The following is a 796-nucleotide window of genomic DNA, read 5'->3' on the forward strand; positions in this document are numbered from 1 at the left end:
GCTATTAAAGTCACAACGGTGAAAGATGAGCATGCGTCCCATTAGCTAGTTGGCAAGGTAACGGCTTACCAAGGCTACGATGGGTAGGGGTCCTGAGAGGGAGATCCCCCACACTGGTACTGAGACACGGACCAGACTCCTACGGGAGGCAGCAGTGAGGAATATTGGTCAATGGGCGCAAGCCTGAACCAGCCATGCCGCGTGCAGGATGACGGTCCTATGGATTGTAAACTGCTTTTGTACGAGAAGAAACAACATTACGTGTAATGTCTTGACGGTATCGTAAGAATAAGGATCGGCTAACTCCGTGCCAGCAGCCGCGGTAATACGGAGGATCCAAGCGTTATCCGGAATCATTGGGTTTAAAGGGTCCGTAGGCGGTCCTGTAAGTCAGTGGTGAAAGCCCATCGCTCAACGATGGAACGGCCATTGATACTGCAGGACTTGAATTACTGGGAAGCAACTAGAATATGTAGTGTAGCGGTGAAATGCTTAGAGATTACATGGAATACCGATTGCGAAGGCAGGTTGCTACCGGTGGATTGACGCTGATGGACGAAAGCGTGGGTAGCGAACAGGATTAGATACCCTGGTAGTCCACGCCGTAAACGATGGATACTAGCTGTTGGGCGCAAGCTCAGTGGCTAAGCGAAAGTGATAAGTATCCCACCTGGGGAGTACGTTCGCAAGAATGAAACTCAAAGGAATTGACGGGGGCCCGCACAAGCGGTGGAGCATGTGGTTTAATTCGATGATACGCGAGGAACCTTACCAAGGCTTAAATGTAGTTTGACCG

The 796-nt window shown here is 50.6% G+C and carries 1 rRNA gene; it reads left to right on the top strand.

Annotated elements, in window-relative coordinates:
* A 16S ribosomal RNA gene (locus ACFFLS_RS22630) occupies nt 1-796 on the top strand; the annotation flags it as partial.

Origin of the sequence: Flavobacterium procerum (assembly GCF_042431625.1) — a bacterium.
Taxonomy (GTDB): Bacteria; Bacteroidota; Bacteroidia; order Flavobacteriales; family Flavobacteriaceae; genus Flavobacterium; species Flavobacterium procerum.